Below are 2,958 nucleotides of genomic sequence, written 5' to 3' on the forward strand. Positions count from 1 at the left end.
CCGCCTCAGAATGCTCCTCATCGGCGGCGGTCTACGACTATGACCCCACGCTCAGGTACGAAGAGCCGGTTTCCCATGACTGACCGTCTCAAGTCCCTCACCGATGCCGGCGTCTCGATCTGGCTCGACGACCTCTCCCGCGGCCGCCTCACCAGCGGCAACCTCGCGGAACTGATCGCCACCAAGCACGTCGTCGGCGTGACCACGAACCCCACCATCTTCGCCAAGGCCCTCAGCGACGGCGAGGACTACGCCGACCAGCTCAAGGGCCTCACGGACGTCGACGAGGCAATCCGCCTCGCCACCACCACCGACGTCCGCGACGCCGCAGACCTGTTCCGGGACATCCACCGCAACTCCAACGGCTTCGACGGCCGCGTGTCCATCGAGGTGGCGCCGGACCTCGCCCACGACACCCAGGCCACCGTCGAGCAGGCGCAGGACCTCTACGACACCGTCGGGCGCGAGAACCTGCTGGTCAAGATCCCCGCCACCAAGGCCGGCGTGCCGGCCATCGCGGAGACGATCGGCCGCGGCATCTCCGTCAACGTCACCCTCATCTTCGACGAAGCGCGCTACCGCGAGGTCATGGACGCCTACCTGACCGGCCTCGAGACCGCCGACGCAGCGGGGCGCGACCTGTCCAAGATCCACTCCGTCGCGTCGTTCTTCATCTCGCGCGTCGACTCCGAGATCGACCGACGACTCGAGGAGCTCGGCCGCGACGACCTCAAGGGCCGGGCCGGCATCGCCAACGCCCAGGTGGCGCTGGGCGCCTACGACGAGGTCTTCGGCTCCGAGCGGTTCGCCAAGCTCAAGGCCAAGGGCGCCAACCCGCAGCGGCCGCTGTGGGCGTCGACCGGCACCAAGGACCCGGCGTACCCGGACACGCTCTACGTCTCGGAGCTCGTCGCCCGCGGCGTGGTCAACACCATGCCGGAGAAGACCCTCGAGGCGTTCGCCGACCACGGCGAACTCGGCCGCCCCATGGAGGGCACCGAGGCCGAGGGCCGGCAGGTACTGCAGCAGATCGCCGACGCCGGGGTGGACCTGGCGGACGTCTTCAAGGTGCTGGAGGACGAGGGCGTCGAGAAGTTCATCGTCAGCTGGAACGAGCTGAAGGAAACCGTCCGAGTCGCGCTGCACGGCTGACCAACAGGGCCGGCGCCCCGGTCGTCGCTGACAAGGATCGGGAGCCCTGCCCAGCCGGTGCGGTTCCGGGTTAGTCTCGGCCCCATGGGGGCATCGTCATCGCGGCCGGACTTCGTCTTCGACGGCCAGGGGATCACAGGGCCAGCCCCGGGCTGGCCCCATCACAATGAGCCGGAACGTCCGCCTCAGGCGATCCCGCCTGCACCCGTGGCCGACCTCCTGCACTCGGCCGCGGGCTCGAGCCTCGCGGCCCAAGCCCAGGCTGCTTCCGCATCACCGGTGGCCGGTGACCGGTTCGTGCAGCAACCCTACGGGGCGTCCGACCCCCAGTCCTCCTGGCGCGTCGGGATGCTGGGCGAGCGGAGCGTGGCCCGCGAACTGATCCGGCTCAGGCAATTGGATCGACGGTGGGGCTTCCTCCATTCGATCCCCGTCGGCGCGAAGGGCGCCGACATCGATCACCTCCTGATCGGCCCCGGTGGCGTCTTCACGCTCAACACGAAGCACCACGCCCGCGCGAGGCTCTGGGTGGCCGGAAGCACCTTCATGGTCAGCGGTCACCGCCAGCCGTATGTGCGCAACAGCCGCCACGAGGCCCAGCGAGCGGCACGGCTCCTGTCCACGGCAGTGGGCAGGCCGGTGCGCGTCGTCGGCGTCATCGTTCCGGTCGCCGCGCAGTCGCTGGTGGTGCGCGAGCAGCCGGGAGACGTGTGGGTCATTCCCAGCCATCAGTTGGCGGGGGTCTTCAGCTCGTGCATCCCTGCCTTGCCGGCAGAGATGGTGCTGGAGCTGTTCGCCCATGCCCGTAGGCCGGAAACCTGGCGTGCGCATTGAGGGAGCTGCCGCGCCCCAGAGGGATGACGGAGCGCGGCATCCCGTCCTACCGAGACAGCAGGTTCCGCTCGAAGAACGCGGCCAACGCCGCCGTGTCGTGCAGCGGCAGGACGTGCGCCACATACTGGTCCGGGCGCGCCACCACGACGGCGCCTCCTCGATCGATGGCACGCTCGGCGAAAATGTCCTCGTCCTCGCTGAGGCGGGCGTACACCTTCTCCAGGTACGTGAGCCGGAACGGGCCCACCTCGGGCTTGAACACGGCCGGCACCGCCATCAGGTCCACGTCCTCGTGCGCCTGCTGGTAGATCGCCCTCACGTCGAACACGGAGTCGACGTCGGCGCCCTCCGGCGTGTAGCGCACGACGGGTGAGTCGTCCCCACCGGCCAACCACTGCGCCCACGCGTCGAGGCCGGAACCGTCGACATCGGCGAAGGCGTAGAGCCGCCACCGTCCGTCGGCCCTGGCCTGGTGGCCCAGGTGGAGTGGGTTGCCGTCGCACACCCGCGCCACGCGCGCCGACTTGAAGCGCTTGCCAATCGGGAACCCGGCAGCCCTGGCGAACCAATCTTGAGGGCCAGCCCAGGCGCAAACAGCTTGGGCCGGTGCAGATCCCCTGAAATGCAACAAACCCCCTGAACCAGGTTCAGGGGGTTTGTTTGAAAGAAGTCCGGCGGCGTCCTAGTCTCCCACGAGGTCCCCCTCGCAGTACCATCGGCGCAGAGAGGCTTAACTTCCGGGTTCGGGATGGGACCGGGTGTTTCCCTCTCGCTATGGCCACCGAAACACTATGGGTGATAGTGATCGGATCCGACACATACTCAAGATTGTTGAGTTGTTCACGGTTTCCCGACCGTATCCCGAGAAACCTCACAGTGGACGCGTAGCATCTTTGTAGTAAGACAAGCCCTCGGCCTATTAGTATCGGTCAGCTCCACACATTGCTGTGCTTCCACATCCGACCTATCACC

At 67.6% G+C, this 2,958-nt stretch carries 3 protein-coding genes and 1 rRNA gene; 2 read left to right on the forward strand and 2 right to left on the reverse strand.

Features of this window, described 5'->3' with window-relative positions:
• Nucleotides 1-75 precede the first annotated feature (75 nt).
• Together tal and ABEA30_RS00795 are read left to right on the forward strand one after the other, a co-directional pair.
• Nucleotides 76-1,152, forward strand: coding sequence for a transaldolase (gene tal, locus ABEA30_RS00790; RefSeq protein ID WP_345577543.1), 1,077 nt, complete (start codon nt 76-78; stop codon nt 1,150-1,152).
• 207 nt (nt 1,153-1,359) lie between these two features.
• Nucleotides 1,360-1,986 carry a nuclease-related domain-containing protein gene (locus ABEA30_RS00795; RefSeq protein ID WP_345577546.1) on the forward strand — a complete coding sequence of 209 codons (627 nt, stop codon included), beginning with the start codon at nt 1,360-1,362 and terminating at the stop codon, nt 1,984-1,986.
• 46 nt (nt 1,987-2,032) lie between these two features.
• On the opposite strand, the gene ABEA30_RS00800 is transcribed toward ABEA30_RS00795, so the two are convergent.
• A complete protein-coding gene (locus tag ABEA30_RS00800) occupies nt 2,033-2,617 on the reverse strand; it encodes an FAD-dependent phenol hydoxylase family protein (RefSeq protein WP_345577549.1) in 585 nt (194 codons plus the stop codon).
• Between the two features lie 38 nt (nt 2,618-2,655).
• Nucleotides 2,656-2,772, reverse strand: a 5S ribosomal RNA gene (gene rrf, locus ABEA30_RS00805).
• Between the last annotated feature and the right edge of the window lie 186 nt (nt 2,773-2,958).

This window comes from Tessaracoccus lubricantis (assembly GCF_039544535.1).
In the GTDB taxonomy this organism is placed as follows: Bacteria; Actinomycetota; Actinomycetes; order Propionibacteriales; family Propionibacteriaceae; genus Arachnia; species Arachnia lubricantis.